The 24,340-nt window shown below is 64.1% G+C and carries 38 protein-coding genes and 1 tRNA gene; 26 read left to right on the forward strand and 13 right to left on the reverse strand.

From position 1 onward, the window contains the following. Positions 1-42 precede the first annotated feature (42 nt). Complete coding sequence (locus tag WAB17_RS00100; protein WP_435418013.1) at positions 43-615, forward strand: YceI family protein; 573 nt, start codon at positions 43-45, stop codon at positions 613-615. Here WAB17_RS00100 and rbfA read toward each other — a convergent pair. The 9 genes from rbfA to pspF all read right to left on the reverse strand — a co-directional run bounded on the left by rbfA (position 612) and on the right by pspF (position 9,260). Then, positions 612-1,010 (reverse strand): 30S ribosome-binding factor RbfA, encoded by a 399-nt coding sequence (gene rbfA, locus WAB17_RS00105; protein WP_435418014.1) that lies wholly within the window; start codon positions 1,008-1,010, stop codon positions 612-614. The genes WAB17_RS00100 and rbfA overlap by 4 nt on opposite strands. Beyond that, entirely contained in the window at positions 1,010-1,558 is a 549-nt protein-coding gene (locus WAB17_RS00110; RefSeq protein ID WP_435418015.1) for a DUF1697 domain-containing protein, read from the reverse strand. The genes rbfA and WAB17_RS00110 overlap by 1 nt, the downstream gene beginning before the upstream one ends. After that, on the reverse strand, positions 1,558-1,992 hold the full coding sequence (locus WAB17_RS00115) for a PaaI family thioesterase (RefSeq protein ID WP_435418016.1): 435 nt from the start codon (positions 1,990-1,992) through the stop codon (positions 1,558-1,560). The genes WAB17_RS00110 and WAB17_RS00115 overlap by 1 nt, the downstream gene beginning before the upstream one ends. Beyond that, entirely contained in the window at positions 1,989-4,502 is a 2,514-nt protein-coding gene (infB, locus tag WAB17_RS00120; protein WP_435418017.1) for a translation initiation factor IF-2, read from the reverse strand. Before infB ends, WAB17_RS00115 begins: the two co-directional genes overlap by 4 nt. 23 nt (positions 4,503-4,525) lie before the next feature. After that, the gene (locus WAB17_RS00125; protein WP_435418018.1) at positions 4,526-5,257 is read right to left on the reverse strand and encodes a DUF448 domain-containing protein; all 732 of its coding nucleotides are present in this window, start codon (positions 5,255-5,257) and stop codon (positions 4,526-4,528) included. Then, positions 5,238-6,881, reverse strand: a complete 1,644-nt coding sequence (gene nusA / locus WAB17_RS00130; protein ID WP_435418019.1) for a transcription termination factor NusA — start codon at positions 6,879-6,881, stop codon at positions 5,238-5,240. Before nusA ends, WAB17_RS00125 begins: the two co-directional genes overlap by 20 nt. Next, entirely contained in the window at positions 6,881-7,447 is a 567-nt protein-coding gene (gene rimP / locus WAB17_RS00135) for a ribosome maturation protein RimP (protein ID WP_435418020.1), read from the reverse strand. Before rimP ends, nusA begins: the two co-directional genes overlap by 1 nt. 142 nt (positions 7,448-7,589) lie before the next feature. Continuing rightward, entirely contained in the window at positions 7,590-8,201 is a 612-nt protein-coding gene (locus tag WAB17_RS00140) for an SOS response-associated peptidase (RefSeq protein WP_435418021.1), read from the reverse strand. 18 nt (positions 8,202-8,219) lie between these two features. Further along, complete coding sequence (gene pspF, locus WAB17_RS00145) at positions 8,220-9,260, reverse strand: phage shock protein operon transcriptional activator (protein ID WP_435418022.1); 1,041 nt, start codon at positions 9,258-9,260, stop codon at positions 8,220-8,222. 190 nt (positions 9,261-9,450) lie between these two features. Here pspF and WAB17_RS00150 point away from each other — a divergent pair, with 190 nt between their 5' ends. The 14 genes from WAB17_RS00150 to WAB17_RS00215 all read left to right on the forward strand — a co-directional run bounded on the left by WAB17_RS00150 (position 9,451) and on the right by WAB17_RS00215 (position 15,402). Next, complete coding sequence (locus WAB17_RS00150) at positions 9,451-9,603, forward strand: hypothetical protein (protein WP_435418023.1); 153 nt, start codon at positions 9,451-9,453, stop codon at positions 9,601-9,603. A gap of 158 nt (positions 9,604-9,761) precedes the next feature. Next, positions 9,762-10,505 carry a phage shock protein PspA gene (gene pspA, locus WAB17_RS00155; protein WP_435419402.1) on the forward strand — a complete coding sequence of 248 codons (744 nt, stop codon included), beginning with the start codon at positions 9,762-9,764 and terminating at the stop codon, positions 10,503-10,505. Positions 10,506-10,508: 3 nt separating this feature from the next. Next, entirely contained in the window at positions 10,509-10,802 is a 294-nt protein-coding gene (pspB, locus tag WAB17_RS00160) for an envelope stress response membrane protein PspB (RefSeq protein ID WP_435418024.1), read from the forward strand. Further along, positions 10,799-11,176, forward strand: coding sequence for an envelope stress response membrane protein PspC (gene pspC, locus WAB17_RS00165; protein WP_435418025.1), 378 nt, complete (start codon positions 10,799-10,801; stop codon positions 11,174-11,176). Before pspB ends, pspC begins: the two co-directional genes overlap by 4 nt. A gap of 26 nt (positions 11,177-11,202) precedes the next feature. Next, on the forward strand, positions 11,203-11,469 hold the full coding sequence (locus tag WAB17_RS00170) for a hypothetical protein (protein ID WP_435418026.1): 267 nt from the start codon (positions 11,203-11,205) through the stop codon (positions 11,467-11,469). Positions 11,470-11,490: 21 nt separating this feature from the next. Further along, complete coding sequence (locus WAB17_RS00175; RefSeq protein WP_435418027.1) at positions 11,491-11,799, forward strand: hypothetical protein; 309 nt, start codon at positions 11,491-11,493, stop codon at positions 11,797-11,799. Further along, a complete protein-coding gene (locus tag WAB17_RS00180; RefSeq protein ID WP_435418028.1) occupies positions 11,799-12,113 on the forward strand; it encodes a hypothetical protein in 315 nt (104 codons plus the stop codon). Before WAB17_RS00175 ends, WAB17_RS00180 begins: the two co-directional genes overlap by 1 nt. After that, the gene (locus tag WAB17_RS00185) at positions 12,113-12,475 is read left to right on the forward strand and encodes a hypothetical protein (RefSeq protein ID WP_435418029.1); all 363 of its coding nucleotides are present in this window, start codon (positions 12,113-12,115) and stop codon (positions 12,473-12,475) included. Before WAB17_RS00180 ends, WAB17_RS00185 begins: the two co-directional genes overlap by 1 nt. Beyond that, complete coding sequence (locus WAB17_RS00190; protein ID WP_435418030.1) at positions 12,475-12,771, forward strand: hypothetical protein; 297 nt, start codon at positions 12,475-12,477, stop codon at positions 12,769-12,771. The genes WAB17_RS00185 and WAB17_RS00190 overlap by 1 nt, the downstream gene beginning before the upstream one ends. Next, positions 12,768-13,022, forward strand: a complete 255-nt coding sequence (locus WAB17_RS00195) for a hypothetical protein (protein WP_435418031.1) — start codon at positions 12,768-12,770, stop codon at positions 13,020-13,022. Before WAB17_RS00190 ends, WAB17_RS00195 begins: the two co-directional genes overlap by 4 nt. A 21-nt stretch (positions 13,023-13,043) precedes the next feature. Then, on the forward strand, positions 13,044-13,289 hold the full coding sequence (locus WAB17_RS00200; protein WP_435418032.1) for a hypothetical protein: 246 nt from the start codon (positions 13,044-13,046) through the stop codon (positions 13,287-13,289). A gap of 24 nt (positions 13,290-13,313) precedes the next feature. After that, positions 13,314-13,724: a SufE family protein gene (locus tag WAB17_RS00205; protein WP_435418033.1), complete on the forward strand. Its 411-nt coding sequence runs from the start codon at positions 13,314-13,316 to the stop codon at positions 13,722-13,724. A 4-nt stretch (positions 13,725-13,728) separates the two neighbouring features. Next, positions 13,729-14,076, forward strand: a complete 348-nt coding sequence (locus WAB17_RS00210; protein WP_435418034.1) for a YbaN family protein — start codon at positions 13,729-13,731, stop codon at positions 14,074-14,076. 63 nt (positions 14,077-14,139) lie between these two features. Continuing rightward, entirely contained in the window at positions 14,140-15,402 is a 1,263-nt protein-coding gene (locus tag WAB17_RS00215; protein WP_435418035.1) for a DUF3422 family protein, read from the forward strand. Here WAB17_RS00215 and WAB17_RS00220 read toward each other — a convergent pair. The 3 genes from WAB17_RS00220 to WAB17_RS00230 form a co-directional block, all read right to left on the reverse strand. Then, on the reverse strand, positions 15,399-15,899 hold the full coding sequence (locus tag WAB17_RS00220; RefSeq protein ID WP_435418036.1) for a sterol desaturase family protein: 501 nt from the start codon (positions 15,897-15,899) through the stop codon (positions 15,399-15,401). The two genes, WAB17_RS00215 and WAB17_RS00220, sit on opposite strands and share 4 nt — an antisense overlap. Further along, a complete protein-coding gene (locus WAB17_RS00225; RefSeq protein ID WP_435418037.1) occupies positions 15,896-16,681 on the reverse strand; it encodes a fatty acid desaturase in 786 nt (261 codons plus the stop codon). Before WAB17_RS00225 ends, WAB17_RS00220 begins: the two co-directional genes overlap by 4 nt. Positions 16,682-16,752: 71 nt before the next feature. Next, complete coding sequence (locus tag WAB17_RS00230) at positions 16,753-17,154, reverse strand: acyl-CoA thioesterase (protein ID WP_435418038.1); 402 nt, start codon at positions 17,152-17,154, stop codon at positions 16,753-16,755. 102 nt (positions 17,155-17,256) lie between these two features. Between WAB17_RS00230 and leuC the strand changes: the two genes are divergently transcribed. From leuC to WAB17_RS00280, 10 genes are all read left to right on the forward strand, one after another. Next, positions 17,257-18,690, forward strand: coding sequence for a 3-isopropylmalate dehydratase large subunit (gene leuC, locus WAB17_RS00235; RefSeq protein ID WP_435418039.1), 1,434 nt, complete (start codon positions 17,257-17,259; stop codon positions 18,688-18,690). Next, the gene (locus tag WAB17_RS00240; protein ID WP_435418040.1) at positions 18,687-19,091 is read left to right on the forward strand and encodes a GFA family protein; all 405 of its coding nucleotides are present in this window, start codon (positions 18,687-18,689) and stop codon (positions 19,089-19,091) included. Before leuC ends, WAB17_RS00240 begins: the two co-directional genes overlap by 4 nt. Before the next feature lie 40 nt (positions 19,092-19,131). After that, positions 19,132-19,284: an isopropylmalate isomerase gene (locus WAB17_RS00245; RefSeq protein ID WP_435418041.1), complete on the forward strand. Its 153-nt coding sequence runs from the start codon at positions 19,132-19,134 to the stop codon at positions 19,282-19,284. After that, on the forward strand, positions 19,284-19,886 hold the full coding sequence (gene leuD / locus WAB17_RS00250) for a 3-isopropylmalate dehydratase small subunit (RefSeq protein ID WP_435418042.1): 603 nt from the start codon (positions 19,284-19,286) through the stop codon (positions 19,884-19,886). Before WAB17_RS00245 ends, leuD begins: the two co-directional genes overlap by 1 nt. Continuing rightward, on the forward strand, positions 19,883-20,884 hold the full coding sequence (locus WAB17_RS00255) for an NADPH:quinone oxidoreductase family protein (protein ID WP_435418043.1): 1,002 nt from the start codon (positions 19,883-19,885) through the stop codon (positions 20,882-20,884). Before leuD ends, WAB17_RS00255 begins: the two co-directional genes overlap by 4 nt. Before the next feature lie 3 nt (positions 20,885-20,887). After that, complete coding sequence (locus WAB17_RS00260) at positions 20,888-21,352, forward strand: cytochrome c (protein ID WP_435418044.1); 465 nt, start codon at positions 20,888-20,890, stop codon at positions 21,350-21,352. A 41-nt stretch (positions 21,353-21,393) separates the two neighbouring features. Further along, positions 21,394-21,717, forward strand: a complete 324-nt coding sequence (locus WAB17_RS00265; RefSeq protein ID WP_435418045.1) for a DUF1476 domain-containing protein — start codon at positions 21,394-21,396, stop codon at positions 21,715-21,717. Between the two features lie 10 nt (positions 21,718-21,727). Beyond that, positions 21,728-21,961, forward strand: coding sequence for a BolA/IbaG family iron-sulfur metabolism protein (locus WAB17_RS00270; protein WP_435418046.1), 234 nt, complete (start codon positions 21,728-21,730; stop codon positions 21,959-21,961). Between the two features lie 33 nt (positions 21,962-21,994). Beyond that, positions 21,995-22,324, forward strand: a complete 330-nt coding sequence (gene grxD, locus WAB17_RS00275; RefSeq protein WP_435418047.1) for a Grx4 family monothiol glutaredoxin — start codon at positions 21,995-21,997, stop codon at positions 22,322-22,324. A gap of 294 nt (positions 22,325-22,618) precedes the next feature. Continuing rightward, complete coding sequence (locus tag WAB17_RS00280; RefSeq protein ID WP_435418048.1) at positions 22,619-23,404, forward strand: NUDIX hydrolase; 786 nt, start codon at positions 22,619-22,621, stop codon at positions 23,402-23,404. Positions 23,405-23,442: 38 nt separating this feature from the next. Here WAB17_RS00280 and WAB17_RS00285 read toward each other — a convergent pair. After that, positions 23,443-23,519: transfer RNA gene (locus WAB17_RS00285), tRNA-Arg, on the reverse strand. 60 nt (positions 23,520-23,579) lie between these two features. On the opposite strand from WAB17_RS00285, the gene WAB17_RS00290 reads away from it, so the two are divergent. Then, positions 23,580-24,299 carry a queuosine precursor transporter gene (locus WAB17_RS00290; RefSeq protein WP_435418049.1) on the forward strand — a complete coding sequence of 240 codons (720 nt, stop codon included), beginning with the start codon at positions 23,580-23,582 and terminating at the stop codon, positions 24,297-24,299. Positions 24,300-24,340: the final 41 nt, after the last annotated feature.

Genomic DNA, 24,340 nt, shown 5'->3' on the forward strand with positions numbered 1-24,340 from the left:
GAGTGTTTCGACAAGCTGCGCGCCAATAGCCATGGGGATAGCATGATCCGGGTCCGCAACCTCTTCGCTGCTCTTGCTGCTGTCGCCTTGATCGGCGCTGCCGCCGGTACCGGCTACTCGGTCGACACCACGGCCAGCAATGTGTCGGCCAAAGTCGCCTTCCTCGGCATCGGGAGCAAGACGGCGGCGTTTCCGGCCCTGTCGGGCACCGCGCGCCTGTCGCCTGCCGATCCGCAGCAGATCGACCTTGACGTCAGGATCGACGCGCGCGCACTCACCGCACCCGACGCCGTGACGCGCGACCGGCTGAAGGGCGAGAAGTTCTTCTGGGTCGAAAAATATCCGACCGTCCGGTTCCAGGGCAACAGGATGGTGCTGAAAGACGGGCGAAGCGGGACCGTGCAGGGCTCGCTCACCGCGCGGGGCGTGACCAGGCCGGTCACGCTCTCCATCGCATTCGACAGCCCGCCTGCCAGCGTGAAGCCCGGCACGGCGATCACCCTGACCGGAAGCACGAAGATCAACCGCTACGACTTCGGCATGAAGTCCTATTCGCTGATCGTCGGCAAGACTGTGGACATCACGCTGAAGGCGCGGTTGCGACCGACGGGCTAGTCTTCCTCGCCCAGATCACGCGCAACCTTCGGGTCGCTCAGCAGCCGCTCGATCCGCTCCGCCTCGTCGAAGCTTTCGTCCGTCCGGAACTGCAGCTTCGGCGCGAACTTGAGACCCAGCCGCTTGGCCACTTCCTTCTGTAGGAAGGCGGTATTCTGGCGCAGCGCCTTGACGATGGAGTCCTCGTCCCTGCCCAGAAGCGGCTTCACATAGACGCTGGCGTTGCGCAAATCGGGCGACATGCGCACCTCGGTCACGGCGATATTGGCCGCGCTGACGGTATCGTCATGCACCTCCTGCCGCGCGAGCAGTTCGCTGAGGATATGGCGCACCCGTTCGCCCACCTTGAGGACGCGAACCGATTGCTGTTCGGGGGTGAATTGCTGTCGTGCCATCAGGCCACCATCTTGCCGAGAATACGTTTGAGCGAGGTCATGTTGCGCGCCGTACCCTTGCAGCCGAGCCGCCGTTCCAGCACCTTGTTCGACAGGTCCGACACGCCGACGCCGTTGACATAATCGAGAAACAGCACGCGGTCACCCAGTGCCAGTCGCTCGCTACCCTTGCTGCGATGCTCCTCGATCAGCGCATCCACCGCGGCCTTGTCGGGTTGTTGGCTCAGGAAGATCGAGTGCACCATCTTGTCGGAGCCATGCTGCGGCCCGGTGCCATGGAAAGGGTTCCGTTCGATGGCATAGCGGATCTCTTCCGACATCCGCACCATGGCGCAGGATTTGAAGCCGAACGACTCCTGCACAACCGATTCCAAGCTGATCTCCAGCATCGCAGGGTCGCGATCGTCGGTCAGGATCACATTGCCGCTGGCAGCCACGGTGGACACGTCCTTGAACCCGGCTTCGGTCAACGCTGCGACGAGATCGACCATATTGATCCGGTTGCCGCCAACATTGATGCTGCCCAGAAAGGCGACGAGCCGCGCCATCAGCCCTCTGTGGGTGCCGCCACCGGGCGCGGCGTAGGAATTGCCGTGCTGGTCGAGCGGGCAAGCAGCTTGCCTTCTGCGTCGAACAACTCGCCTTCAAGGTAGATCGCCTTGCGCCCGCGCTTGATCACGCGGCCCTTGCCGACCAGCGGTCCCGCCGGGACGGGCCGCAGGATCGTCATCGTCAGGTCGAGGTTGAGCGGGGCCTCCTCATGGTCGGTGGCCCAGACGTGCGCCCAGCCCATTACCTCGTCGAGGAACCCGGCCACCAAGCCGCCCTGCACGCTGCCGCGCGGGGTGATGAAGCTGGCGGGCGCGCGGAAGCGCAAGGTGATCTCCTCGCGCTCCCGGTCGAAGCTGTCGAATTCAACCCCCATCAACTCCGCATGCGCGGCGCCGAGAGCGTGCTTGCTGCCGTCGATTTCTCCGCTCACAGAGTCCGCTCACGCTCCTCGACTTCGAAGACTTCGAGCTGGTCGCCCGGCTTGATGTCGTTCGTGTCGGCCAGGACCACGCCGCATTCGAGGCCGGTTCGGACTTCGTCCACGTCGTCCTTGAAGCGCCGCAGCGAGGCGATGGTGGTCGCCGAAACGATGACATCCTCGCGGGTGAGACGAGCGAACAGGCCCTTGCGGATGACGCCTTCCTCGACCAGCAAGCCGGCCGCCTTGTCCTTCTTGCCGGACTTGAAGACTTCCTTGACCAGCGCGCGGCCGACGACGTGCTCGATCCGCTCCGGACCCAGCTCGCCCGCCATCTCCTTCGCGATTTCCTCGGTCAGGTGATAGATGACGTCGTAATACATCATCCGCACGTTATCGCGCTTCACCAGGTCGCGCGCCTTGGGGTTCGGACGCACGTTGAAGCCGAGGATCGGCGCATTCGAAGCCGCCGCCAGCGTCACGTCGCTCTCGGTGATCGCACCTACGCCGGCGTGCAGCACGCGGACCTTGATGAGATCGTTCGAGAGGTTGTGCAGCGCGGTCACGATCGCTTCGACCGAGCCCTGCACGTCCGCCTTCACCACCACCGGGAATTCGATCACGTTCGAGGCGAGGCCGGCGAACATGGTGTCGAAATTGGTCGGGGCGAGCGCGGTGCGCTTCTCGGTCGCCTTCTGCTGGCGGAACGAGGCAACCTCGCGGGCGCGCTGTTCGTTCTCGACCACAGTCAGCAGCTCGCCTGCACCCGGCACACCGCCGAGACCGAGCACCTCGACCGGCATCGAGGGACCGGCTTCCTTGATCTGCTTGCCCTGGTCGTCGATGATCGCGCGGACCTTGCCGCTTTCGGTGCCGACTACGAAGGTGTCGCCACGCTTCAGCGTCCCGCGGTTTATGAGGACGGTCGCCACCGGACCGCGGCCCTTGTCGAGCTGTGCCTCGATCACGGTCGCTTCCGCGTCGCGATCGGGGTTGGCCCGCAGTTCCATCAGTTCGGCCTGGAGCTCGATCTTTTCCAGCAGCTCGTCGAGACCGGTCTTCTCCTTGGCGGAGATTTCGACATCCTGTACGTCGCCCGACATCGCCTCGACGATGACTTCGTGTTCGAGCAGTCGGGTGCGGATATTGTTGGGATCCGCCTCCGGCTTGTCGATCTTGTTGATCGCCACGATCATCGGCACGCCGGCCGCCTTGGTGTGGTTGATCGCCTCGATCGTCTGCGGCATCACGCCGTCATCGGCCGCGACCACCAGCACCACGATATCGGTGACGTTGGCCCCGCGCTGGCGCATTTCGGTAAAGGCCGCGTGGCCCGGCGTATCGAGGAAGGTGATTTTCCCGCCGGACTTGGTCTTCACCTGATAGCTGCCGATGTGCTGGGTGATGCCGCCGGCTTCGCCCTTCACGACATTGGCCCCGCGCAGCGCGTCGAGCAGGCTGGTCTTGCCGTGGTCGACATGGCCCATGATCGTAACCACCGGCGGACGCGGCTTCAGCGTGTCTTCCGGGTCCTGGTCGGTCGAGGTGTCGATATCGACATCGCTTTCCGAAACACGGGTGATGTTGTGGCCGAATTCCTCGACCAGCAGCTCGGCCGTGTCCTGGTCGATCGTCTGGTTGACGGTGACCATCATGCCCATGTTGAACAGCGCCTTCACCAGGTCGGCGCCCTTTTCGGCCATGCGGTTGGCGAGTTCCTGGACGGTAATCGCCTCGGGCACCACGACATCGCGGACCTGCTTCTCACGCGGCGCGGACGGCCCGCCATGCATGCGGCGTTCCTTTTCGCGGGCGCGCTTGAGCGCGGCGAGCGAGCGGGCGCGGCGGCCTTCGTCCTCGTTGAGTGCCTTCGTAACGGTCAGCTTGCCGGAACGGCGCTTGTCCTTGCTCTCTTCTGCAGGGGCGACGCGGCGCTCTTCCTTCTTCTTCTTTTCGGGGCGCTTGGGTTCGGGCCGTTCGACCGGGGTGAACCTGCGCGCGGCGGGCGCCGCACTGCTGGAGCTGGCCTCCGCAGCGGAATCCACTTCGGTGGGCGTTTCTTCAGTAGCGGGCACGGGCGCAGGCGCTTCGGCCTTGGTCTTTTCGGCCTCTTCCTCGGCCCTGCGGTTTTCTTCGGCGCGCTTCTTTTCTTCCTCTGCAGCCTTGCGGGCTTCCTCGGCCTCGCGAGCGGTCTGCTCGGCCAAGGTCGCGAGACGTGCCTCTTCCGCCTCACGTTGCAAGCGTGCGACGCGCTCTTGCGGGGTTTCCCCGGCAGGGGCCGCCTTCTTGGGCGCAGGCTTCGCTGCTGCCGGAGGCGGAGGGGGCGGAGGCGGGGGCGGCGGCGGGGGCGGCGGGGGCGCGACCTCACCCGGCTTGCCGACCAGGCGACGACGCTGCTTCACCTCGACCACCACCTTGTTGGTGCGGCCGTGGCTGAAGGTCTGCTTGACCTCGCCGGCATCCACGCTCCGCTTCAGGCCAAGCGGTTTGCGGGTGCGCGGGGTTTCGTTTTCGTCGCTCATAAAACTCGTTTCTTCCTTCGATCTCAAATCGTCTCGCCGACGGGGCGATTGCTCGTTCCGCCGGATTCGGGCGCATCCGCGGATGCTCCTGCAAAGTGCAACAGGCGTGACAGGGCCTGTTCGACCCGTTCGGCTGCCTTTCGGCTGCCAACGCCCAGGTGGACGACATTGTCGCGGCCCAATGCCACAGACAAAGCTGTCCGGTCCAGAGGCAAGCGGATGCCCCGCTCGCCCGATCCTTCCATCTCGCGCCCGACCCGCCAAGCCTGGTCGAGCTTCTTCGCCCCGTCCTCGCTGGCATCGGCGGCGTGGAGCAGGAGTTCCAGCACCCCGCCGCGCGCATGTTCGGCAATCCGGTCCGATCCGAGCACAAGGTGCCCGGCGCGCATTTCGAGGCCTAGCCGGTCGAGCAGCGCCTTGCGCAGCGCATCCTCGATCCGTTGAGGCAAATCGTCAGGCACAGTCAGCGGAGCGCCCTTGTAGGCCCGCGCCAGTGCGCCCTTGAGCTTGCCTTTGGCCATGGCGGCTTCGAGCCCGGCGCGATTGACGCCGAGCCAGGCCCCCCGCCCCGGCGCGCGGGCGAAGACATCGGGCAGTACGAGCCCGTCGGGCGAGATCGCGAGGCGCACCAGCGCATCGCGCGCACCATGCTCCCCGGAGAGGACACAGCGGCGCTCCGGCTCCGAACGGGACGTCCGGGCCTCGGCAGCTTCAGGAATGTCGGACGCTACGCGCTCATTGGGTGGAGTCCGCATCGGCGGCCTCCTGGGTGTCGGGCGCGGAGACGTCTTCGTCTTCGAACCAGTGCGCACGGGCAGCCATGATGATCTCGTTGCCCTGCTCTTCGCTCAGGCCGTATTCGCCCAGCACGCCGCCCTTGTCCTCGGCGCGCTGGTTGCGGCGCAGCGGCGGACCGTCAGCATTGTTGCGACGACGCGGGGCCTCACGCTTCTTGGCGATGAGTTCGTCGGTGGCGAGATCGGCCAGGTCGTCGAGCGTCTTGATGCCGCCCCTGCCCAGCGTCACAAGCATCTGCTCGTTAAGGTGCGGGATATCGGCCAGCGCATCTTCCACGCCGAGCGCGCGGCGCTCTTCGCGGTAGGTCGCTTCCTGCCGGTCCAGCGCTTCCTTGGCGCGGCTCTGCAGTTCCTCGGCCAGTTCCTCGTCGAAGCCCTCGATCCCGGCGAGTTCGTCGAGCGCCACATAGGCCACTTCCTCGAGTTCGGCGAAGCCCTCGGCGACCAGCAGCTGCGACAGCGTTTCGTCGACGTCGAGCTCTTCCTCGAACATCTTGGAGCGGGTCGAGAATTCCTTGCTCTGCTTCTCGCTCGCCTCTTCCTCGGTCATGATGTCGATCTGGTGACCGGTGAGCTGGCTCGCCAGACGCACGTTCTGGCCGCGGCGGCCGATGGCGAGGCTGAGCTGGTCGTCAGGAACCACCACTTCGATGCGGCCTTCGTCCTCGTCGAGCACGACGCGGCTGACGGTGGCCGGCTGCAATGCGTTGACGATGAAGGTCGCCTGGTCTTCCGACCACGGGATGATGTCGATCTTTTCGCCCTGCAGTTCCTGCACCACGGCCTGGACGCGGCTGCCCTTCATGCCGACGCAGGCGCCCACGGGATCGATGCTGGAATCGCGGCTGATCACGCCGATCTTGGCGCGGCTGCCTGGATCGCGGGCGGCGGCCTTGATCTCGATGATGCCATCGTAGATTTCGGGCACTTCCTGCGCGAACAGCTTCTTCATGAATTCGGGATGCGCGCGGCTCAGGAATATCTGCGGACCGCGGTTGTTGCGCTCGACCTTGGTGATGATCGCGCGGACACGCTCGCCGGTACGGGCGGCTTCGCGCGGGATTTGCTGGTCGCGGCGGATCACGCCTTCGGCGCGGCCGAGGTTGACGATCACATGGCCGAACTCGACCGACTTGATGACGCCGGTGATGATTTCGCCGGCGCGGTCTTTGAACTCTTCGTACTGGCGCTCGCGCTCCGCATCGCGGACCTTCTGGAAGATGACCTGCTTGGCGCTCTGGGCATCGATGCGGCCGAGATCGACGTTGGGAAGCGGGTCGACGATAAAGTCACCGACCTTGGCGCCCGGTTGCAGTTTCTCGGCCTGCTTCAGGTCTACCTGCTTGAAGTAATCCTCTACTTCCTCGACCACCTCGACGACGCGCCACAGGCGCAGGTCGCCGGTCAGCGGATCGAGCTTGGCACGAATGTCGTTTTCCGCACCATAGCGGTTGCGCGCGCTCTTCTGGATCGCTTCTTCCATCGCTTCGATGACGATCGCCTTGTCGATCATCTTTTCCGAAGCAACCGAGTTCGCAATCGCGAGCAGCTCGGCCTTGTTGGCGGAAATTGCACTGGCCATCAGTCGTCAGCCTTCTCTTCTTCGTCTTCGACAATGTCCTCGACACCGGTGGTGTCGATGGGTCTGGTGGCAGCGATCAGCTCGTCCGTCAGGACCAGCTTGGCGCTGTGAATCTGTTCGAGCGGGACAGCAATCGCGCCCGCCTTGCGGTCTTCTATGGTGACCGTCTCGCCCTCAATGCCGCGCAATATACCACGAAGGTTGCGGTGGCCCTCGACCTTTTCTTCGAGCGCGAACTTGGCCTCGTGCCCGGCCCAGTTGGCGAAATCCTTGGGGCGGGTAAGCGGGCGGTCGATTCCGGGGCTGCTGACCTCGAGGTGGTACGCACCTTCGATCAGCACTTCACCGGCTTCCTCGGCCGCATCGATCACGTCCGACACGCGGCGGCTGAGCGCGGCGCACTGGTCGATCACTAGCTGGCCCGTCGCCGGATCCTCCGCCATGATCTGCAGCGCCATGCCGCCGTCACCGGCTTCCGACGGCATCATCTTGACGCGCACGAGCTCGAACCCGAGCGCGGTCGCTTCGGGTTCGATCAGGGCGGTCAAACGTGCCACGTCGGCCATCGGGTCTCCATCATGTGCAACATCATCGGGCAAAGGCGCTTGGCGCCGGCCCCTTGCGGCGCCAGCCCCTCCAAAGTCTCGACGATATCGGGATGGCGGCCAGATAGGCCGGACCCGGCCGGATTGCAAGCGCAAAGGAGCCCTATCCCCCGCGCCGCCTGAACCAGGGTTCGTCGGTGCGATCGATGGAAAGCTCCCCCTGGAAGGGAATGCAGAGATCATAGGCCTCCGACGGCGTTCCGCCCAGCCACCGGTCCCAGCTCTCGCGCGGCAGGATTACCGGCATGCGGTTATGAACTGGCGCGACCTGCGCGTTCGCCTCGGTCATCAACATGGAGCAGGCTGCACCCCACTCGTCGGTCTTGCGCCAGATCCCGGCAGTGGCGAACAACGGCGTCTCGGGCATGGTGAACCATGTGCGGGTCATCCGACCTTTCGGCCCCTCGGCCTCGGCGAAGGTCGAGACAGGGATAAGGCAACGCCGGTTCTCGAAAGAATCGCGCCAGAAGAAGCTCTTCACCTTGTCGGTGCGGGTGTTGTTGACCGGCTTGGGCTTGAGCGGCTGGCCCTTGGCCCCGGTCTGCGCAAGCGGGAAACCCCACACCATCGAACGCACCCGCCCCTCGGCAACCGCAATGGTCGGGTAGCCGGGGTAGAACTCTTCCGGCGTGTTGGCACCGAAATCCTCCGCGATGGCATCGAAGAAGTCCGCGACCTCGGTATGCGAGCTCTTCACCTTGTACAGGTTGCACATGGCAGCCCCTCCAGCCTGCTAGTCCGCCGCCTCTTCCATCAGGCCGTGCTTCTTTATGCAATGGCGCAGCTGGTCGTAGGTGAGGCCAAGCGCTTTGGCGGTCTGGCGCTGGTTCCAGCGGTGCCTGCCGAGTGCATGCTCGAGGATCTTGCGCTCGTGGGCATCGACGGCGGAGCGCAAGTCATCGATCCCTTCGAGATCCAGGGTCGGACGCGCGGTCGGCTGGACCGCATTGCGGAAATCGGTGTCCCGCGACCGCGTGACTCCCTGCCCCGCGAGCGGCTTCCATGGGCTTTCGAAAGGATCGAATTGCACATGGGCGATCGGCTCCTCCCAGGAATCCCAGCGGTAGACCGCCCGCTCGATCACGTTGCGCAACTCGCGAACATTACCGGGCCAGGAATGCTCCTCCAGCTGCTGCTGGACGTGACCGGCATAACCCGGCCAGCCCTCCCAGCCCAGCTCTGCCGCCATGCGCCGTCCGAAATAGTCCGCCAGGACGCCGATATCCCCCTCGCGCACGCGCAGCGGCGGCAGCGTGATGACTTCGAAACTGAGCCGGTCGAGCAGGTCGGCGCGAAACTTGCCCTCTGCGGCCATGCGCGGCAGATCTTCATTGGTCGCGCCGACAATCCGCACATCGACTCTGATCGGCCGCGAGGACCCGATGCGGGTGACTTCGCCATATTCGACCGCGCGCAGCAGGCGTTCCTGCGCCGCCATTGACAGTGTGCCCAGTTCGTCGAGGAATAACGTCCCCTTGTCGGCTTCCTCGAACCTTCCCTCGCGCGCTCTGGTAGCACCGGTGAAAGCCCCTGCCTCGTGGCCGAAAAGTTCTGCTTCGATAAGGGTTTCGGGAAGTGCTGCGCAGTTCATCACGACCAGCGGTTCGTCCCACCGGGAAGACAGGCGATGAAGACGTTCGGCGATCAGTTCCTTGCCCGTCCCGCGCTCTCCGATGATGAGGATCGGGCGCTGCATAGGCGCCGCACGGCTGGCACGTTCTACCGCATCGAGAAAGGCCGTGGACTGGCCGACGAACTGATTTCCCCTCTCCATGCCCGAGATATAGTGAAATCTCCCAAGGCTTGGCAATCCCTACCAGATGCCGTTGATCGATATCTCCCGAAAACCTTGGAAAACCGGCATTTCTGCAGTTTGGCACACCCCTTGCTGAAACATGAACATCGAACGTTGAACATTCCCGCCGGCACCCGCCACGGGACGTTTTCGAGGAAGGGATTGAGCCATGTACACCCGCGCATTCTTCCGGACCCAGCTGGGCCAGGCTGCGCTGGCGAGCATCGCCGCGATGACCGCTTTCGTTGCCCTCAGCACGCAGATGCAGGTGACTGCCGCCCACGCTGCGACGCCGGCGTACCAGCAGGTCGAAATCGCGTGAGCGTTCACGACGACCCCCTAGGACCGGAGCCCACCAGCCCCCAAGCGCCGCGCGATTCCAGCGCCGGCGGGGCTCCGGTCCGCCCCCAGGGCCTGGTACGCGGCCTGTCGCGGCTGGAGGCCGAAGTGGAGAAGCTTCGCCGCAGCCCGACGCCGACCATCGACCAGCCCGCCACTACCGCTAAAGACACTTTCAATCTCGGAGCACCCTTCATGGGCATTTTCAGCCGGACCCGCGATATCATTGCCGCCAACTTCAACGACATGCTGGACCAGGCGGATGATCCGCAGAAGATGATCCGCATGATCATCCTCGAGATGGAGGAAACGCTCGTCGAAGTCCGTGCCAGCGCCGCGCGTACCATTGCGGACCAGAAGGAAATGCACCGCCACACCGTCAAGCTCGACCGGCTGCAGGCCGACTGGGCCGAGAAGGCGCAGCTGGCCCTGAGCAAGGACCGCGAGGACCTTGCCCGCGCCGCGCTGGTGGAAAAGAAGAAGGCAGCCGACATGAGCGACCAGCTCAAGCAGGAAATCGCCGTGCTCGACGATGCCCTTCGCGCCTACGAGCAGGACATCCAGAAGCTGCAGGGCCGCCTGCGCGAAGCCCGCAGCCGCCAGACCGCGATCGCCGCCCGGCTCGAAAGCGCGGAGAACCGCGTCAAGCTGCGCAGCCTGATGACCAACGAGCGGGTCGACGATGCCCTGAGCCGGTTCGACCAGCTCGAACGCCGCGTCGACTATGCCGAAGGCCGCGCCGATGCGCTGCAGATCGCCGACAATTCGGGCAAGCTGAGCCTGGCCGACGAAATCAACGCCCTCGCCGGTGCCGACAAGGTCGACGAGGAACTCGAAGAAATGAAGCGCGCGCTCGGCATGGGCAGCGACAAGAAGGAGGGATAACCCATGGAACCGTTCTTTTTCCTGGTGGGGGTGGCCTTCATCGTCTGGATCGTCCTCCACTACGTGACCAAGTGGAAGACTGCAGCGACGATCACCACCGACGATGAGGTTCTGCTGGAAGAGATGTACAATCTCGCCAAGCGCCTCGACGAGCGGATGGACACGGTCGAGCGCCTGGTCGCCCACGACCACGCCGACTTCAAGCCCGCCCGCCTGGTGCAGGACCCCGACACCGACAATGCCAAGCTGGCCGAGCTTGAGAAGCTCGTTGCCGAGAAGAGAGGAGCACGCTCGTGAACACGCCCCGAACGACCCTTTACCGCGACAAGCAGAACGCCAAGCTTCTCGGAGTGTGCTCAGGGATTGCCGACTACACCGGCGTCAACGCGCTGTGGGTCCGGCTCGGCTTTCTGGTGCTCCTGTTCGCCGGAATGGGCATCATCCTGCCGTTCTACTTCATCGCCGGCCTGTTGCTGAACAAGAAGCCGCCGCATCTCTACACCGATCGGGAAGAGCAGAAATACTGGCAGGGCATGCGCCAGAACCCGAAGCGGACGGTGCGCGAAGTGCGCGGCAAGTTCCGCGAGATCGACCGCCGCCTGGCCGAAGTCGAGACCTTCTACGTCTCGTCCAACCCGCGCCTCAACGCCGAGATAGAGCGTCTGCGCTAAGTCACCGGAACAGGAAGGGACGCCCTATGCCACCGCAAGAAGCCGTCGCGATGATCTTCGTCACAGTCTCGTTCTTCGTGGCGATCTGGGGGATCACCGACTCGATCCTCAAGCACCGCCGCAAGATGGCTGAGATCAAGTACGGCCGCAGCGACCGCGAAGCATCGCTGGCCCACGACAAAGCCGAGCTGAAGGAAACCGTGGCCATGCTTAAGGACCGGCTTGCCGTCCTGGAAACCATCGCCACCGATCCGGCCCGCCGGACCGCCGAGGAAATTGAACGACTGCGCTGAGGGGCGCAAGGGAGGACTGACATGGACGCAGGCGCTATCGGAGCATTGATCCCGATCTTTGCCCTTTCGATCCCGATCATCGCCATCTGGGCGAGGCACCAGCAGAAAATGGCCGAGATGCAGGTGGGTGCCACCGCCGAACAGACCGCCGAAAAGGCTGCGCAATACGCCAGCCAGATCCAGCGGCTGGAAGACCGGGTACAGGTGCTCGAACGCATCGTCACCGACGGCGGCTACAATGTCGCGACCCAGATCGAAGCCCTGCGTGACACGCGCCGGGTGGAAGACGCCGGGGTTTCGCTGAACATCAAGAATGAGGAGCGCGCCTGATGGAATGGATCGTCGGCCTCATGCTGGTCAGCACCCTGGGCTGGCTCGGCAACAACTGGATCCGCGCCAGGCACGGCTACGACCTCGAAGACGAATGGGGCGGCAAGACCGGCATGGGCGAAAACCCGCAAACGAAACAGCTGCGCGACGAGAACCGCCAATTGCACGAGAAGCTCGACGCCATGCAGGACCGCATGATCGTGCTCGAGAAAATCGTCACCGATCGCGGATATTCGCTGGCAGACGAAATCGAAGCCCTGCGCGACACCGGCAGCGGCGTCCCGCTCGACACAGGCAGGAAGGAACAAGCATAATGGACCCCGCAGTTGCCCAGTTTATCCCCCACCTGCCGTGGATCATCGGCGGCGCGCTCGGCATCGGCGTGATCAGCACCTTCGGCTGGATCCACACGACCAAGCTGAAGATCAAGCATGGCTATCCGCTGGAAGGCATGTGGGGCCAGTCCTTGAAGCCCTCCACCGACGGCCAGACTGCCGAAAGGGTCAAACTGCTGACACAGGAAAACGCCGAATTGCGCGCCGAACTGGGCGCAATGAAGGATCGGCTCGCCAATGTGGAGCGGATCGTCACCGACAGCGGCTACCAGCTGGGAAGCGAAATCGAGGCGCTGCGCGGAAGGGCCCTGGCCGGAGCCAAGACGGAAGGAAACGCCTGATGGACGGCGACCTCCCCCTCATTTTCGCATTCATCCTGACTGTCGTCCTGGTGACTGCCTTCACCATCAGCCGTATCGTCTCGCGCGTTTACCGGCACAAGGAATGGGTGGCGGAGCACAAGGCGGGGAAGATCTCGGTCGCGAGCAACGACAAATATGCCCTCCTCGAAGAACGCGTCCGCGTGCTGGAGCGTATCGCCACCGACGGCAATCCAACCCTCGCGCACCAGATCGAGCAGCTTCGTGACCTGCATGACAGAGACACCCGCATTGCCGGGCGGGAGGCGGCACGATGACCTGGCCAACTGCAGTCGTGATCATCGTGATGGTGGTTTGCGCCGCCAAGGTGCTGAACGCCCGCTATCGCGCCCGGAACGGCATCATCGAGGACATGCACGGCAACCAGAGCTTCGGGCAGCAGGCATCTGCCGAGAAGGACCGCGAACTGGCAGAATTGCGCGAACGGGTGAAGGTGCTGGAGGCCATCGCCACCGACCCTGCCCGCCGTACCGCCGAGGAAATCGAACGACTGCGCGACGAGCGCTGAATTGCATGAGGATGGTTCGAGATGAGTGACCCCACATTCGTCATCGCAGTGACCGCACTGGTCGGACTTACCGTTGTCGTGGCCGCCCTGCTGCGGGCCTGGCACGAATGGCTCGCGCTGAAGCGCCAGGAACTCGACCGGGGGCAGTCGCGTCACGCTGTCGAGATCGAAGGCGGCGTCGGCGAAGGCGCGGCGCGGATCGAGATCGCCGATCTCAAGGAACGCATACGCAAGCTCGAAGCCATCGCCAGCGGGGTAGATTTGTAGCCGCAAGCGCCTAAATGCCCCCGCATGCGCACGCTCGACGATATCCGCGAAGAATACGAGTTTCTCGAAGGCGACGAACGCTATCGCCTGCTCATCGAACTGGGCCGCGAACTCGATCCGATGCCCGATGCACTCAAGACGGACGCGACACTGGTGCGTGGCTGCTCTGCCAGTGTCTGGGTCTATCCCACGGGTGAAGGCGACAGGCTGCACTTTCTCGCCGACAGCAATGCGGCGATTACCAAGGGCATCGTCGCGCTGGTGATCGCAGCGGTGCAGGATCTACCGGCGGAATCGATCGCGCAGATGGATATCGCCGAAGCCCTCGCCCCGTTCGACCTCAAGAACCAGCTCTCTTCCAACCGCACCCAAGGTGTTCCCAACATGATCGCCTTGGTGCGCGAACATGCGGCGCGGATCTCGCTGGGCGCCTGACACCATGCGACCGCTATACCTTGCCGGCGGCATTGCCAGCGTCGCGCTGGGTGCTGTGGGCGCGATCCTGCCGATCATGCCCACGGTACCTTTTCTGCTGCTGGCGGTGTTCTGTTTTGCGCGCAGCAATCCAGCCTGGGAACAGAAAATTCTCGACCATCCGCACTGGGGTCCGCAGGTCCGCGACTGGCGTGATCGTCGCGCGATAGGGCGACCGGCCAAGGTCGCGGCCATTTCGGCCATGGCCGCGGGTGTCGTCTTCACCTGGCTCACCCTGGGCAGCCCATGGGTTTTCGTCTCGCTGTCTATCCTCCTGATCGCCGGTGGATGGATCGCTACACGCAACGAATAGGCTGCCGACTCGCTTTTTGAACGACGAACGGGCATGGACAGTCGACCACCCGGGGGTAGACCGATGCGCGAACACGAGTTGCGAAGGCTGGTTGTCGGCGAAATGCACCTGCGTCGCTGGCCGAGCGTGCCGGTGCCGGGAGTGATCCTCCAATGGGTCACGGAAGTCGACCCGAACGAGCGCGACGAGGAACTCGCCGTGCTCGACCGCCACAGCAATCTGACGGGCTTGGACGCGCCTCCGCGGCATCGCGACGGCACCCTGCCCAAGGGGGTGCGCTTTGCCTGGGAACGGCATAGCGAAGGCAGCAGCCTGACGCTCTTCATCCCCAGTACTGACATCACGGCCTTCCGCGCGCCGCGCCAGCAGCCCGACCTCGCCGGCCCTCTCGCCTGGGCCGATAGCCTGCCGGGCAAGATCATCCGGGCAACGGCGATCTGCCTGGTGGAGACGGAGACGGAAGCGGAGGCGCTCGTTCCGTCGCTCGACTTCCTGCCCTCCGAAACCGTTTCCTGCCGGTTGCAGCAGACCGCCCGCATGTGGTCCGATTTCCGGCTGGGCGACGACGGCTTCGGTCGGCTTCTGGTCGCTGCGGGCGACACCGACCGACGCGATTTCACGCGCTTGCTGCAGCGGCTGCAGGAACTCGGCAATTACCGGAACAAGGCCCTGCTCGGCCTGCCCGAGGCGCAGGCGGTCTGGCCAAGGCTCGATGCCGCAGAGAAGCGACTGGCGCGGTTGTCACAGCGTGTCACCAATGCCGACGAAACGGACGATGCCCTGTTGCAGGAACTGTCGGACCTGTCGCTTGAGCTGATGGCTGTCGCTGCCTCTATCAATTACCGGATGAGCGCGACGAAGGCCTATGCGACGCTGGTCGAGGAACGGCTGGAGCAGCTGCGCATCGCGCCGATCGACGGCTTCGCTTCGCTGGAGGATTTCACCGAACGCCGCTTCCTCCCCGCGATGCGCACCTGCAATGCCGTGATCGACCGGGAGCGGCAGCTTGCGCTGCGGGCGAGCCAGCTTTCGTCATTGCTGCGCGCGCGGATCGAGACGCGGATCGAGAACCAGAACGCCGACCTGCTGCGTTCGATGGAGGAATCGAGCAGCCGGCAATTGCGCCTGCAACAGCTCGTCGAAGGCTTCTCGGTGGTGGCGATCACCTATTACCTGCTGAGCCTCGTCGGCTATGTGCTCAAAGGCGCCAGATACCGCTGGCCGGGGATTGATCCGGACGTTGCGGTGGCCGTGCTTGTCCTGCCGACGGTGCTGGTGATCTGGCTGGTGCTTCGCGTCGTCAAGAAACGGGTGCTGGGCAGCTAGACGCCCGCACTGTCGCGAACCACGGCGACCCCGGCCTCGCGCTGGCGCTTCAGCTCAGCCTTCAAGGCCGCCGGATCGCGGGCGAACACAAACCCGAAGCTGACCCCGCCTTCCTTGCCCACGGTGGCGTGATGAAGCTTGTGCGCCTGCACCAGCCGCTTGGCATAACCGCCCCGCGGCACCCAGCGGAAATACCGCTGGTGGACCAGTCCGTCATGCACCAGCGTGTAGATCACGCCGTAAAGCGTGATGCCCACGGCGAACCACCACAGCCAGTCGGAATAGAGCGCCCCGACGATGAACAGCGCCGCCGTGATCGTGCCGAAGACGACGGCGAAAAGGTCGTTCTTCTCCAGCACATTGTCGTGCGGTTCGTGGTGGTCGCGATGCCAGCCCCAGCCCCAGCCGTGCATGATGTACTTGTGCGCCGCCCACGCGAACAGTTCCATCCCGATCAGGGCGGCCAACACGGTCAGGGCGATTTCAAGCCAGCTCATACGGGTACCTTGGCAGGGTTTGCGATCGATCCGATCCCGGCGCGGCGTGCGGCGGGGAGCGCCCACCAAGGCACGTCAGGCCTGCGGTGGTGCTCGAGATGATAGCCGAAATGGAAACAGGTGGCGAGGCTGATCAGCGGCCCGAAGCTCTCGCTGCGGGCATTGTGGCGATCGGCGAAGCCCGGCTCCCCACCGGCATCCGCATGGCGATGCGGGCGGTAGGTGCCGAAATAGAACAGTTGGAGAGAGGATGCGAGCGCGGGTAGCCCGTAGAGGAGCACGATCTGGGCCATCGGCACGTCCAGCGCCAGCCAGTTGATGCCTACCACCGTGTGCACGTAGACCAGCGAGCGCCATCCGAAGTACCGCCGCAGGAAGGTGCCGTACCATGGCAGGAAACGGTCGGGATGGTTCTCGTCGAAATCGGGATCCTGCCCGGTGCCGACGAAACGGTGGTGATCGAAGTGCGCGTCGCGCAGCTGCCGCCAGCCGAACCCGGCATAGAGGAACAGCAGCACCGCCCCGATGGCTCCGTTCAGTCGCGGGTGCCCCGGCGCCAGGCTGCCATGCATGGCATCGTGGCTTATGATGAAGACACCCACCGAAAGCCAGCACTGCAGTGCCGCCATGACGAGCGCCAGCGGCAGGTTCGACCATGACAGGTCGAATCGCAGCATCGCGTAAAAATGCAGGCCCAGCCACGACCCGGCAACCAGCACGGCCAGCAGAAGGCCTGCGGCCGCCTGCCATTCGCGGGCGGGAAGGTGATACTGCGGTGTCACGTCAGCAGGATACGCACCTGAAAATCATGGGAATGCGTATAGGTGCGCGGAAAAGGCGCGCAAGATGGCCCTTAGCCGCCGTCCGGGAAAAAGAATTCGCGCAGGTGATCGCCGATCCTTGCCGGGCGCAAGGTGCGCGCATCGATGCAGCACCAGCTCGACTTGACCTCGGCCAGCACTTCCTCGCCGCGGCTGATCACCGTGTGGTAGAATGCCCGCGCGCCCTGAAAGTGTTCGAGCACGGTCTGCGCAATCACATCGTCTTCGAGGAAGGCCGGTTTGCGATAGGTGATCTCGTGCTTGAGCGCGACCCAAGCCTTGCTCGCCACTTCCTCGGCCGGGGCAAGCTTGCGCCAGTGCGCCAGCACCGCGTCCTGCACCCAGTTCAGATAGCGCGCGTTGTTGACGTGCCCCATGAAGTCGATGTCGGCCGGGAGGACCTGGATCGGAAAGGCGAAGGGCTTTGCTGACATGGTTGTAAGTTAGGGACGAAAAGCTTTCTTTTCCATGACACCGCAATTGCTTTTCGCACATCGCCTTGCCTGTGTTGCGCAAAGGACGCAAAGCACAGGCCCATGGCGAGCAGGCCCCGCACCCTTTACGAAAAGATCTGGGACGCGCATGTCGTCGACCAGCGGCCGGACGGCACTGCGCTGATCTACATCGACCGTCATCTCGTCCATGAAGTGACCAGCCCGCAAGCGTTCGAGGCGCTGCGGATGACCGGCCGCAAGGTCCGCAGGCCCGACCTCACGCTGGCTGTTCCCGACCATAACCTGCCGACCACCGCGCGGCTGGATGCTGCCGGCCAGCGCCTCCCCATTGCCGACGTCCAGAGTGCGCAGCAACTTGCCGCGCTGGAGCGCAACGCCCCCGAGTTCGGCATTCGCTATATCGATGCGACGGCCCGCGAGCAGGGGATCGTCCATGTCGTCGGACCCGAACAGGGCTTTTCGCTGCCCGGTACGACGATCGTCTGCGGGGATTCGCACACCGCCGCGCACGGAGGCATAGGTGCCCTCGCCTTCGGGATCGGCACCAGCGAGGTCGAACATGTGCTGGCGACCCAGACGCTGCAGCTCAAACGCTCCAGATCGATGGAAGTGCGCGTCGATGGCGAACTCGGGCCGGGCGTGACGGCGAAGGACCTGATCCTGCACATCATCGGCGTCATCGGCACCGCCGGCGGTACGGGCCATGTCATCGAATATCGCGGCAAGGTATTCGAGCAGATGAGCATCGAAGGCCGCCTGACGGTGTGCAACATGAGCATCGAAGGCGGCGCACGCGCCGGCCTCATCGCGCCCGATGATCTGACCTTCGCCTATCTAAGGGGCCGTCCCTATGCCCCCAAGGGCGAGGAATGGGACCAGGCCGTGGCATGGTGGCGCTCGCTGGCCACCGACGAAGGTGCCGTGTTCGACACCAGCGTCCGCATCGATGCCGCCGATATCGAGCCGACTGTGACCTGGGGCACCAGCCCGGAAGATGTCGTCCCCATCGGCGGCACAGTGCCGGCACCGGAAAGTTTTTCCGATGCCTCGAAACAGGCGGCAGCGGCGAAAAGCCTCGACTACATGGGCCTCACCCCCGGCCAGCGGATGCTGGACGTCGCTATCGAGAACGTGTTCATCGGCAGCTGCACCAACAGCCGCATCGAGGACCTGCGCGCTGCCGCCGCAGTTCTCAAGGGCCGCTGCAAGGCCGCAGGCGTCAAATGGGCCATCGTCGTCCCCGGCTCGGGCTTGGTGAAAGCGCAGGCCGAGGAGGAAGGGCTCGACCGCATCTTCACCGAGGCGGGCTTCGAATGGCGTGAGCCGGGCTGCTCCGCCTGCCTCGCCATGAACCCCGACAAGGTGCCGCCGGGCGAACGCTGCGCCTCGACCAGCAACCGCAATTTCGTCGGCCGCCAGGGCCCGGGCGCACGCACCCATTTGATGAGCCCCGCCATGGCCGCCGCCGCCGCGGTTACGGGGCGACTGACCGATGTCCGTGAGCTGGTACGATGAATGCCAGCTGCCATTGCGGTGCCGTTTCCGTGCAACTCGACCACGCACCCGAGTACGTGAACTTCTGCGATTGTTCCTTGTGTCGCAAGACAGGCGGTGTCTGGGGTTACTTTGAGCAATCCGAGGTACACATCAAGGGGCAGACCCTTTCGTACAGACGGCCCGACTACGACAAACCTGCAGTCGAGGTTCGACGGTGCCCGGCCTGCGGAACGGTGACCCACTGGGTGCTGACCGAGCATTTCGACGGCACGCGAATGGGTGTCAACATGCGCCTCTTCGCTCCGCCGGAGTTGGCAGGTATCGAGGCCCGGACCTTGGACGGGCATAACTGGGTGGGGGATACCGAACCGGTCCACCGCCGTCCAATCGGGAAACTCGGTGAAGACGTTTTCATATAGGCTCTTGCGGGACGCGCCGGACGATACCAAAGCTGAGGCTATGACAAAGAAACTCCCCGCCAAGACCATCGCCGGAGCCGTCGGCTCCGCCGCCATCGCTGCCGCCCTGCTCTATGTCGGCAAGCGCAAGAAGAAGGACGAGAAGCCCAAGCCCGGCACCGTCCCTTCGGGCGAGAAGCCGGAAACCGATTGATGCAGCCGGTGAGCCAGGTCGAAGGACGCGCCATTCCCTATGGCGCAAAGAACGTCGATACCGATGTCATCATCCCTGCGCACTGGCTCAAGACCGTCACCCGCGAGGGTCTCGGGCGCGGCGCGTTCGAAACCGTTCGCGCCGATCCCGACAATCTGTTCGACAACCCTGAATTCAAGGGCGCGCCGATCCTTATCGCGGGCGACAACTTCGGCTGCGGATCGAGCCGCGAGCATGCGGCCTGGGCGCTGCTCGATCTCGGCATAACTGTCGTTATCGCCCCCAGTTTCTCCGATATCTTCAGCGGCAATGCCTTCAAGAACGGCATCCTCACGGTCGCATTGCCGCAGGACCAGATCGACCGGCTGCTGGACGTCGCCCGGACCGATCCGATCATGGTCGATCTGGAGACGCAGACCGTCACGACGCCTTTCCAGGATCGCTTCACCTTCGAAGTCGATCCTTTCCGCAAGCACTGCCTGACCGAGGGGCTCGACGAGATCGGCCTGACGCTGCAACAGGCAGGCGCTATCGACATATACGAGAAGCAGCAGGCATCGGCGATGCCATGGCTGACACGAGGAACGGAGATTGCCGCATGAAAGCCCTTAGATCGCACGCCGTCGGCGGCCCGGAAACGCTGACGCTCGACGAGATCGACACACCAGTGCCCGGCAAGGGCGAGGTACTGGTGGCGGTAAAGGCCTGCGCTATCAACTTTCCCGACACGCTGATCATCCGCGACATGTACCAGTTCAAACCGCCCCGCCCCTTCGCGCCGGGTGGGGAGATTTCCGGCGTGGTCGAGGCGGTCGGCGAGGGGGTCGATGGCTTCAAGGTCGGCGACAAGGTGCTGGGCGGCACGGGCAATGGCGGGCTGGCCGAAAAGGTCATCATGCCCGCAGGTCGCCTGTTCCCGGTGCCCGAGGGCGTGCCGTTCGAGAAGGCGGCCTCGCTGCTGATGACCTACGGCACGACCATTCACGGGCTGAAGGATCGCGGCCACATCAAGGCCGGCGACACTGTGCTGGTGCTGGGCGCGGCCGGCGGCGTCGGCCTCTCTGCCGTGGAACTCGCCAAGGCTTTCGGAGCGCGGGTGGTTGCCGCCGTGTCGAGCGAGGCCAAGGGCGAAGTCGCGCGCAAGGCCGGAGCCGACGAGGTCGTGATCTATCCGCGCGAAGCGATGGACAAGGATGCCTCCAAGGCGCTGGCCTATGCTTTCAAGGAAGCCTGCGGGCCGGAAGGCGCGAACATCGTCTACGACATCGTCGGCGGGCAGTATTCCGAACCGGCTTTGCGCGCCATCGCATGGGAAGGCCGTTTCCTGGTCGTCGGCTTCCCCGCCGGGATCGCCAAGATGCCGCTCAACCTGACGTTGCTCAAGAGTTGTGATATAGCGGGTGTGTTCTGGGGCGCATTCACCGCGCGCGAACCGGTCAAATACCGCGAGCAGGTGCAAGAACTGTTCGACCTGATGCAGGCCGGCAAGATAGACCCGCTGGTGAGCGAGACCTTTCCCCTCGAGCGCGGGGCCGACGCCATCGCCAAGCTTGAAAACCGCGAAGCGGTGGGCAAGCTGGTCGTGACCATGGGAGACTGATCGATGCGCAAGACAATCCTCACCGCCGCTGTCGGTACTTTTGCCCTTGGCGTGGCCGCGCAGGCGCATGAGAACCACAAGCACTCGACCAATCCGCTGGTCGATGCGCGCCAGGGCGGCATGACCATGCTTGTTGCCAACATGGCCGCGCTTACCCGCGCATCGCAGGCCGAGGAGGCCGATGCCGTCGCCAAGGCAGCCTTCCCCGCCAGCGGCGTTGCGTCTTTCGCACGGTCCCTCCCCGCACTGTTCGGGCCCGATACCAGGGATGTCGCAGGAACCCGGGCATTGCCTGGCGTCTGGGATGACGCATCCGGCTTCGCGGCGCAGGTGGCCGAGTTCCAAGCGGCAACCGCCGCCGTCCAAGCTGCTGCCAAGGCTAGCGACAAGGCCGCGTTCACCGAATCCCTTGCGAGGACGAAGGCTGCGTGCCAATCGTGCCATACGGCCTTTCGGGCCGAGGGCTGATAGCGCCCTCCCCCAACCAACAGACATCCAGGACCGATTCAATGACCGATTTCAAGGACCGCGAACGCGCCGAGGAAGCCAAGTTCGCTATGGACGAGGAAACCGCCTTCAAGGTCGCGGCACGCCGCAACCGCCTGCTGGGCCAGTGGGCGGCCGAAAAGATGGGCCTCAACGAGGAAGAGACCACGTCTTACGCGACGTCGGTCGTCCAGGCCGATTTCGAGGAAGCGGGCGACGAGGACGTGGTCCGCAAGGTGCTGGGCGATCTCACCACCGCGGGGGTCGACATCGACGAGGCCGGCGTCCGCGCCGCACTCGAGGACATGGCCGTCGAGGCCCGTCGCCAGTTCATGGCCGGAAGCTGAGGCCCGCCCGATGCCGATGAGCGCTGCCGAGATCGAGGGGATGATCCTAGACGCCCTTCCCGGCGCGGAAGTCGAGATGACCGATCTCGCCGGCGACAACAACCATTGGGCCGCCAGGGTCACCGCCCCGCAGTTCGCCGGCAAGACGCGGGTCCAGCAGCATAAGCTGGTCTATGACGCCCTCGGCGGCCGCATGGGGGGCGTGCTCCACGCCTTGCAACTGACCACAGCCGTTCCCAAGTGACGGGCTGACACTCTTTCATCAGGAAACTGGATCATGTCCGATACCAACGCCCGCATTGCCGATATCGTCGGCAGCAACGATGTCGTGCTGTTCATGAAGGGCACCCCGCTGTTCCCGCAATGCGGCTTCTCTAGCCGCGCGGTGGCGATCCTCGACCATTGCGGCGTGGTCTATGAAAGCGTCGATGTGCTCCAGGACATGGAGATCCGCCAGGGGATCAAGGAATTCTCCGACTGGCCGACCATTCCCCAGCTCTATGTTAAGGGCGAATTCGTCGGCGGCAGCGACATCATGATGGAAATGTTCGAAGCCGGGGAATTGCAGCAACTTATGGACGAACAGGCCGTCGCCCGCGCCAGCTGAATCGGCTTCGTAGCGCTGGAATCGAAAAGGCCCGCCGTCTGGCGGGCCTTTTTCGTGGTGGACTTCGGGGAGGCGGGGTCGGGAGACTGGTGACCCCGCCTCGTTTCGAAGACTACCTTCGGGGTACGCAAAGGATAATGCACGGCCCGTGCCACTTCTGCTGCCGCCAACTTTTCTGAGCTTTTCAATGGTTAACGGGGTCTTCATCCCTACGGCAGTGTAAAGCCCGCCGACATTGTCATTCAGGGAAAATGCGCGCTTGGCAAGAACCGCACGGCACGCCAGAACATGCCCATGAGCGCAACCGAGGACATACAAAGCGGCGAAGGCATACCGGCGGCGACAGTCGTCATCTTCCGCAACGGGGCATCGGGCCACCCGCCTGAAATCCTCATGACCGTACGTTCGCGGACCATGACCTTCGCCGGCGGGATGGCCGTCTTCCCGGGCGGCCGTGTCGATCCTGCCGATTTCGCGCTCGCCGAAACAATCGCGCCCGCGCTTGGGTTGGACGAAGCCGCACACCAGATCGCGGTCGTGCGCGAAACCCTCGAAGAAACGGGGCTGGCTGTCGGTCTTACGGGCGAACTGACAGCCGAAAGCGCTTCTGCGGCGCGGGCCAGGCTGCTGGAACTGGGTGAACTGGCACCCGTGCTCGATGAGTTCGGGTGGAGGCTGGACCTTCCCCAACTCACACCCTTTGCACGCTGGTTTCCGAAGAACGAGCGCATCCCGCGCGTGTACGATACCCGTTTCTACCTTGCCGACATCGGCACGGGCGCCGTGGATATCGCGGTCGACCAGTCGGAGAATACACGGCTGTTCTGGACGAGTGCCAAGGGGGCGCTGGAAATGGCCGCGCGCGGCGAGATCCAGCTCATTTTCCCTACACGCCGCAATCTCGAACGGCTGGCCATGTTCGGCTCCTATGCCGAAGCCAAGGCGCAGGCCGAGGCCATCCCGGTACGGACCATCACGCCATTCATGGGCGAGAGGGACGGCAGGGGCTGGCTGGAGATCGGACCGGAGCACGGCTACCCCGTCACCGGTGAACCACTCGACGAAGTAATGCGGGGCTGATCGCGCTAAATCGGTGGAGCGGCAGGAGGAATAAAACCTGGCGCGCCCGGCAGGACTCGAACCTGCAACTCCAAGCTTAGAAGGCTCGTGCTCTATCCAGTTGAACTACGGGCGCGCGCTGGGGGCCTGTTAGCGCGCTTTGCCGCGCTGCAAAACAGCGATAAGGCGCGATTCGATGGAAAACACCGCTCCACACCGCGTCTCGGGCACGGCCCCGATCCACTTCCGCTACTACGACCTGGTGATGGCCGCCTTCGTCGCCATCCTGCTGCTGTCGAACCTGATCGGGGCGGCAAAGCTTTCGACCGTAGCGGGGTTCACCTTCGGCGCGGGCATACTGTTCTTTCCGGTCAGTTACGTCATCGGCGACGTGCTGACCGAAGTCTATGGCTATGCGCGGGCGCGGCGCGTCATCTGGACCGGGTTCGCGGCGCTTATCTTCATGGCCTTCATGAGCTATGTGGTGGTCGCCATGCCGCCTGCCGCTAGCTGGGACGGGCAGGAGGCTTACGAGCAGGTATTCGGCAGCACCTGGCGCATCGTCGCAGCATCCATCATCGCCTTCTGGGCCGGCGAATTCGTCAATTCCTTCGTCCTGGCCAAGATGAAGATCTGGACAAAGGGCAAGGCGCTGTGGAGCCGCACGATCGGATCGACCGTTTTCGGTCAGGGGATCGACAGCCTGCTGTTCTATCCGATCGCATTCCTTGGCATCTGGGAAACGCAGGACGTGCTGACGGTAATGGTGACGAATTGGCTGCTGAAGGTGGTCTGGGAAGCCGTGCTGACGCCCGTCACCTATGTCGTGGTAGGCACGCTGAAGCAGAGAGAAGGCGTCGATGTGTTCGACAGCGACACCGACTTTTCGCCTTTCTCCAAAACCTCCGCCAACTGACGGCGGATACGAAAAGGGCCGACCCGAAGGCCGGCCCTCCC

The sequence above is a fragment of the Parerythrobacter aurantius genome (assembly GCF_045291475.1).
GTDB classification, from domain to species: Bacteria; Pseudomonadota; Alphaproteobacteria; order Sphingomonadales; family Sphingomonadaceae; genus Parerythrobacter; species Parerythrobacter aurantius.

Coding starts and splice junctions, on each gene's coding strand:
- WAB17_RS00100 (WP_435418013.1), top strand. CDS start 43: ATGATCCGGGTCCGCAACCTCTTCGCTGCTCTTGCTGCTGTCGCCTTG.
- WAB17_RS00215 (WP_435418035.1), top strand. CDS start 14,140: ATGCGCGAACACGAGTTGCGAAGGCTGGTTGTCGGCGAAATGCACCTG.
- WAB17_RS00270 (WP_435418046.1), top strand. CDS start 21,728: ATGCCGATGAGCGCTGCCGAGATCGAGGGGATGATCCTAGACGCCCTT.
- pspF (WP_435418022.1), bottom strand. CDS start 9,260: ATGGAGAGGGGAAATCAGTTCGTCGGCCAGTCCACGGCCTTTCTCGAT.
- leuC (WP_435418039.1), top strand. CDS start 17,257: ATGGCGAGCAGGCCCCGCACCCTTTACGAAAAGATCTGGGACGCGCAT.
- WAB17_RS00185 (WP_435418029.1), top strand. CDS start 12,113: ATGGACCCCGCAGTTGCCCAGTTTATCCCCCACCTGCCGTGGATCATC.
- WAB17_RS00125 (WP_435418018.1), bottom strand. CDS start 5,257: ATGCGGACTCCACCCAATGAGCGCGTAGCGTCCGACATTCCTGAAGCT.
- WAB17_RS00140 (WP_435418021.1), bottom strand. CDS start 8,201: ATGTGCAACCTGTACAAGGTGAAGAGCTCGCATACCGAGGTCGCGGAC.
- WAB17_RS00245 (WP_435418041.1), top strand. CDS start 19,132: ATGACAAAGAAACTCCCCGCCAAGACCATCGCCGGAGCCGTCGGCTCC.
- infB (WP_435418017.1), bottom strand. CDS start 4,502: ATGAGCGACGAAAACGAAACCCCGCGCACCCGCAAACCGCTTGGCCTG.
- WAB17_RS00200 (WP_435418032.1), top strand. CDS start 13,044: ATGAGTGACCCCACATTCGTCATCGCAGTGACCGCACTGGTCGGACTT.
- nusA (WP_435418019.1), bottom strand. CDS start 6,881: ATGGCCAGTGCAATTTCCGCCAACAAGGCCGAGCTGCTCGCGATTGCG.
- WAB17_RS00280 (WP_435418048.1), top strand. CDS start 22,619: ATGAGCGCAACCGAGGACATACAAAGCGGCGAAGGCATACCGGCGGCG.
- WAB17_RS00170 (WP_435418026.1), top strand. CDS start 11,203: ATGCCACCGCAAGAAGCCGTCGCGATGATCTTCGTCACAGTCTCGTTC.
- WAB17_RS00205 (WP_435418033.1), top strand. CDS start 13,314: ATGCGCACGCTCGACGATATCCGCGAAGAATACGAGTTTCTCGAAGGC.
- WAB17_RS00210 (WP_435418034.1), top strand. CDS start 13,729: ATGCGACCGCTATACCTTGCCGGCGGCATTGCCAGCGTCGCGCTGGGT.
- WAB17_RS00110 (WP_435418015.1), bottom strand. CDS start 1,558: ATGGCGCGGCTCGTCGCCTTTCTGGGCAGCATCAATGTTGGCGGCAAC.
- WAB17_RS00150 (WP_435418023.1), top strand. CDS start 9,451: ATGTACACCCGCGCATTCTTCCGGACCCAGCTGGGCCAGGCTGCGCTG.
- rbfA (WP_435418014.1), bottom strand. CDS start 1,010: ATGGCACGACAGCAATTCACCCCCGAACAGCAATCGGTTCGCGTCCTC.
- leuD (WP_435418042.1), top strand. CDS start 19,284: ATGCAGCCGGTGAGCCAGGTCGAAGGACGCGCCATTCCCTATGGCGCA.
- pspB (WP_435418024.1), top strand. CDS start 10,509: ATGGAACCGTTCTTTTTCCTGGTGGGGGTGGCCTTCATCGTCTGGATC.
- WAB17_RS00190 (WP_435418030.1), top strand. CDS start 12,475: ATGGACGGCGACCTCCCCCTCATTTTCGCATTCATCCTGACTGTCGTC.
- WAB17_RS00180 (WP_435418028.1), top strand. CDS start 11,799: ATGGAATGGATCGTCGGCCTCATGCTGGTCAGCACCCTGGGCTGGCTC.
- WAB17_RS00290 (WP_435418049.1), top strand. CDS start 23,580: ATGGAAAACACCGCTCCACACCGCGTCTCGGGCACGGCCCCGATCCAC.
- WAB17_RS00195 (WP_435418031.1), top strand. CDS start 12,768: ATGACCTGGCCAACTGCAGTCGTGATCATCGTGATGGTGGTTTGCGCC.
- grxD (WP_435418047.1), top strand. CDS start 21,995: ATGTCCGATACCAACGCCCGCATTGCCGATATCGTCGGCAGCAACGAT.
- rimP (WP_435418020.1), bottom strand. CDS start 7,447: ATGGCCGACGTGGCACGTTTGACCGCCCTGATCGAACCCGAAGCGACC.
- WAB17_RS00265 (WP_435418045.1), top strand. CDS start 21,394: ATGACCGATTTCAAGGACCGCGAACGCGCCGAGGAAGCCAAGTTCGCT.
- WAB17_RS00260 (WP_435418044.1), top strand. CDS start 20,888: ATGCGCAAGACAATCCTCACCGCCGCTGTCGGTACTTTTGCCCTTGGC.
- WAB17_RS00175 (WP_435418027.1), top strand. CDS start 11,491: ATGGACGCAGGCGCTATCGGAGCATTGATCCCGATCTTTGCCCTTTCG.
- WAB17_RS00220 (WP_435418036.1), bottom strand. CDS start 15,899: ATGAGCTGGCTTGAAATCGCCCTGACCGTGTTGGCCGCCCTGATCGGG.
- WAB17_RS00230 (WP_435418038.1), bottom strand. CDS start 17,154: ATGTCAGCAAAGCCCTTCGCCTTTCCGATCCAGGTCCTCCCGGCCGAC.
- WAB17_RS00255 (WP_435418043.1), top strand. CDS start 19,883: ATGAAAGCCCTTAGATCGCACGCCGTCGGCGGCCCGGAAACGCTGACG.
- WAB17_RS00240 (WP_435418040.1), top strand. CDS start 18,687: ATGAATGCCAGCTGCCATTGCGGTGCCGTTTCCGTGCAACTCGACCAC.